The following is a 4,341-nucleotide window of genomic DNA, read 5'->3' on the forward strand; positions in this document are numbered from 1 at the left end:
GATATACATTTGTTATCTAGGTCTCCCTGCTATTCCTGTATCTTCTTTCGTTACTTATTTTGAAACTATAAATATCTCATTTTTTACAATTCTACTTACACGAAGCAAACATACGAGGTCTGGAGGGTTACAGGATTGAGGTTACTGCATCGTCAGTCATCCCGCTTCATTTTATTTTGTGATGAGGTGCAACGCCCTGACGCAGTAGAATATAAGGTAGAGCGCTTTTTCAACACGTGGATGGCTGATGCCACCCCGGGTTTCATAAAGCGGGTTTATACACGATTCATGCGCAGATATCATTCGTAATTCGTGAAAATTTGTTTAATGGGTGCAAAATCGCTGTTTTATTTACTTATTTTCCAATGACCATCTTTCTCACTGCCAACCCGTTCAAGTTTTTTAGCTTCCTTTAGTTTTTCTATGTCTCGCTGAATTGTCCTGCTTGAAACGTCAAAGTTTAAGGATAGTTCTTTTGCCGATAATTTGTTATTCTCTACTAACAGGCTTAAGATTCTTTTGAGTCGCTTATCTACGACATTATCTACGACATTATTATTTTTTGCGAAAACAGTAGCACCAAAACCACCTGGAATAATTTCAAAAAGTGGCTGTTTCAGACCATATTCAACAAACATGTTGCGTACACGTTTTATTCCGGTTCCATATTTTTCGATCCAACCCATTTCTTTCACAATCTTAGCTATTTAGCGGTTACGTGGCGTTGATACATAGTTGTTTGTCAATAGCTGTTCAATGGAAATAGAATCGGGTAAGCCACCGGGGTTGAAAAACAGGATATGGTCGTTAATTTGCATCACCTTCTCAACTTTCTCAATTGATATGTCATTCAATGTTTTTCCCGGGCGCGGATAATAATCCCAGCTGGAATTTATGGTTTGGAGGTGCATGTTCGAAACCTCGTTAACCGATAGCAAATGGTTCGAGTTACCCACTCGCTTGTAATATCTACCCCTGGTTGATACCGGTTTTACGGGATATTCCGATACACAAAATGATACTATTTCCTTCCCATTAACGGTATGGATTTCAGCATCGGGGATAATTTGGGGCATTGTTTTATTTTTCACCTCATTTATCCAGTTTTGAAGTGTTTCTTTACCAATATTTACGCCGGAAATATCGCCTTTGTCCGTAATTCCAACATATACAGTCCCACCCTTTGCATTCGAAAAGGCAACAAGTGTTTCTATAACATCTTCTTTGAATGATGTTTTAAACTCTGAATGAAGTCCTTCTCCTGCTTGAACTATATTTTGAAAGTTTAACATTGATATTAGTTTTTTATCTAAGGCAAAGTTAGTTGTTAATTTTCATTTAACCAGTGGGTGCGGAGCGATTCAATTGCCCCGGCGGTTGCTGAGCTAGTCGAAGCATAACCCCGGGGTAAAATGCGCCAGCATTTTAAAAACGGCCGCGGTAGGGCGTTGATAAAAGTTGGGGTGTTGTTGCGGCCGTAATGGTAGGGCGTTGTTTTGTTTAGCACGAGTTGCAAACCTCGCGCTATGAGGGGGAATAATGGAATAATGGAATAATGGAATAATGGAAAAATGGAATGATGGATTGATGGATTGATGGTTCCGATGATTGTCGGGATGGAGTGATGGAATAATGGAAAAATGGAATGATGGATTGATGGAATGATGGTCCCGATGATTATCGGGATGGAAAAATGGGGTGATGGGGTATTGGGTTAATGGGGAAGGCCAACGGCCTGCCTACGCTTAAGCTTTGGCAGGCAGGCCTTAAAGCATTAGCGTGGGGCGAAGCCCTACGAAAAAGGTTGTGTGTTATTTAAGAAAAGCCCCAAAGGGGCGAAAGCAATAGCCTCCCGAAAAATTGGGACAGGTAGGGGTGATTGAGCGAATAGCGAAAAAGCCCCGGGTAAAATGCGTTAGCATTTTAAAAACGGCCGCGGTAGGGCGTTGATAAAAGTTGGGGCGTTGTTTCGGCCGTAATGGTAGGGCGTTGTTTTGTTTAGCACGAGTTGCAAACCTCGCGCTATGAGGGGTGTATTGCGTAGGTGCGAAGCGCTAATAGGAAAACCATTTTCTAAAGGGTTTAAAGGTGTTGGTTCGCAGACAGGAATGTCCGTGCTACGTTGGTGTAACCTTTTCCAAAGTTCAAAACTTTGGCTTAGGTGGGGAAAAACAAAAAAGCGAACCGGGGTGGCTCGCTTTGGGGTGTGTGCTTATTTTTTGCTGTTTTTCTTTTTTAAAATTGAGCGGTGTATTATGCTACTTCGTATTGTACTCCATTGGGCAGGTTGACTTTTTGAGATGCATTTAAAATCTCAATTCCCATGATGTTACCCGATTCGTCGTAATCGAAAATCAGGCCCGGTTTCTCCTCATCACTTTCAGCTACTTTGCCTTCCGAAAGCTTGATATACATTATATCTAATTCCTTTTCATATCTAATAACCATACTTTTGTGTTTTTGATGTTTTATACCGATTACTAAAAACATGAGCCATTTTTTTCATAAATTCAAAAATGTCTTTGTTTTTATGTATCGGCATTCACCATTATAAAAAAAAATTAAATAGCCTATTCTTTTTTATAAATGGTTTCATACACAGTTACCACTAATTTTGGTTCTTTCAAATCATTCATAAAAACTCTGTAAAGATAATCCTTTGATGATTCATTTACAAGTTCATTTACAAGCTTTGAATATATTCGTAGCTCTTTATCCTGCTTTATAATCTTGTCGGGATTGTGAATGATTTTTTCTACAAGTTCTTTTTTTATACCCCGTCGTTCCATTTGCATTAAGGCATGTTTAGAAAATTTAAAATGCATTTTGTTTTTGTTATGTGGGTTGCTGTTGTTCTTCTTTGTAATTCACAATGGCCTCTACGCAGCGTTGGGCGGTGTGGCCGTCCCACAGTTCGGGGCGTGAGGGTTGGCGGTTCATGGACAGGGTTTGTTTGTACTCGTTGCGGATGCGCTCTACGTTGTTGCCCACCAACACGCTTGCCCCTCCATGTTCGCGAAGGGTTACGGGGCGCTCGGTGTTCCAGCGCAGGGTGAGGCAGGGCGTGCCCAATACGCAGCATTCTTCCTGCAGGCCGCCGCTATCGGTGAGCATGATGCGGGCTCCCATGTTCAGGCGCAGCATTTCGTGGTAACCCACGGGCTCAAGCAGTATTACGCCGGGGTGGTTGATGACTTTTTCAAGCAAGCCAAATTTCTCTAATTGTTTGCGTGCCCGGGGGTGGATGGGCCATATAAGCGGGTGGTCGCCGGTTACCTCGCTTAAAAGGAAGTTGATGAGTGGCTCAAATACTTCTTTGGAATCGACATTGGAAGGGCGGTGCAGGGTCATAACGGCATAGGTGCCATCTCCCGGTATAATTGTGGGCAGGGTACAGCCGCTAGCTATGTTTTGCTTGAAAATATCTTCAAGGTGCAATGCCGAGGCTTTTTCGCGGTTGGCTTCGAGGGTGTCGATCATGATGTTGCCCACGAATTGGATGCGCGATTCGGCCGTGCCCTCGTTGCGGAGGTTTTCGATGGAGAGTTTGTCGGGTGTGAGGAGCAGGTCGCTGAGGCGGTCGGTTACCAAGCGGTTGATCTCCTCGGGCATGGTCATATCGCCACTACGAAGGCCGGCTTCGATGTGGCAGACTTTAATGTTGAGTTTTTTGGCAGTAACCGAACAGGCGAGGGTTGCATTTACATCGCCTACTACAACTACCCAGTCGGGTTTTTCATCCTGACATACCTTTTCAAAGGCGATCATAGTGTTGCCCACTTGTTGAGCATGGCTTCCGGAGCCAATTTCTAGGTTGATATCGGGGCTGGGGATGCCCAGCGATTCAAAAAAAGACTCGCTCATACGCACATCGTAATGTTGACCAGTATGGACGAGAAGGTGGTTTATTGGCTCTTGGTTGTTGGCTTCTGGCTGATGGCTTACCCCCTCTGCCGGCCTCCCCGCAGGCCTTACGCGGGCATCTCCCCCTAAAGAGGGAGAGAAAGCGGTATTCACTTCGTGAATGGATTTTATGAACGGAGCTATCTTCATAAAGTTGGGGCGTGCGCCTACTACGGAAATGATTTTCATTTTATTGTGATTTTTGGATTCAAAATTTTGGACTAAAGATAATTGTTTTGGATTGATGGTCCCGATGCTTATCGGGATGGAAAAATGGGGTGTTGGGTTAATGGAAACAATGAGAAAATGGGTTATGAGCGGTTGAATTGCCCCCTCCCGATGACCATCGTGGATTAAGTGGGGGATATGTTAGTTGTATCTCCTTGTTTTAGGTTTATAACTCGTCAAAGACGAGTGGAAGAAAACCTCTCGTTGCAA

General features: G+C 43.5%; 5 protein-coding genes. All 5 read right to left on the bottom strand.

Features of this window, described 5'->3' with window-relative positions; genetic code table 11:
* Window positions 1-347 precede the first annotated feature (347 nt).
* The 5 genes from LHW48_08915 to wecB all read right to left on the bottom strand — a co-directional run bounded on the left by LHW48_08915 (window position 348) and on the right by wecB (window position 4,092).
* Window positions 348-686, bottom strand: coding sequence for an HTH domain-containing protein (locus tag LHW48_08915; GenBank protein ID MCB5260570.1), 339 nt, complete (start codon window positions 684-686; stop codon window positions 348-350).
* Window positions 687-707: 21 nt separating this feature from the next.
* Window positions 708-1,292 (bottom strand): putative DNA binding domain-containing protein, encoded by a 585-nt coding sequence (locus LHW48_08920; protein MCB5260571.1) that lies wholly within the window; start codon window positions 1,290-1,292, stop codon window positions 708-710.
* A 961-nt stretch (window positions 1,293-2,253) separates the two neighbouring features.
* On the bottom strand, window positions 2,254-2,448 hold the full coding sequence (locus LHW48_08925) for a DUF2283 domain-containing protein (GenBank protein MCB5260572.1): 195 nt from the start codon (window positions 2,446-2,448) through the stop codon (window positions 2,254-2,256).
* A 122-nt stretch (window positions 2,449-2,570) separates the two neighbouring features.
* Window positions 2,571-2,825, bottom strand: a complete 255-nt coding sequence (locus LHW48_08930; GenBank protein ID MCB5260573.1) for a DUF4258 domain-containing protein — start codon at window positions 2,823-2,825, stop codon at window positions 2,571-2,573.
* Between the two features lie 10 nt (window positions 2,826-2,835).
* Complete coding sequence (gene wecB / locus LHW48_08935; GenBank protein MCB5260574.1) at window positions 2,836-4,092, bottom strand: UDP-N-acetylglucosamine 2-epimerase (non-hydrolyzing); 1,257 nt, start codon at window positions 4,090-4,092, stop codon at window positions 2,836-2,838.
* Window positions 4,093-4,341: the final 249 nt, after the last annotated feature.

It is taken from the genome of Candidatus Cloacimonadota bacterium, assembly GCA_020532355.1.
Lineage (GTDB): Bacteria > Cloacimonadota > Cloacimonadia > Cloacimonadales > Cloacimonadaceae > UBA5456.